Source organism: Pseudomonas sp. GNP013 (assembly GCF_054343995.1).
This window is the reverse complement of the sequence record NZ_JBTGUT010000001.1, coordinates 2,810,007-2,810,215: the sequence shown is the minus strand read 5'-3', so window position 1 is coordinate 2,810,215 and position 209 is coordinate 2,810,007.

Genomic DNA, 209 nt, shown 5'->3' with positions numbered 1-209 from the left:
CGGGTGTATGCCGCTCAAAACGTGGGAGGGGGCTTGCTCCCGATGAGGGTGGGTCAGTCAGCTTATTGGTAGCTGACACACTGCCATCGGGAGCAAGCCCCCTCCCACCTTTGGATCGCCATCTTTCAGGAGAGTATCAATCTGCTTGGCTCTGCGTTGGCTTTGGCTTTGGCCTTTGATCTTGCTTCTGATCTCGGGCACACCGAGCC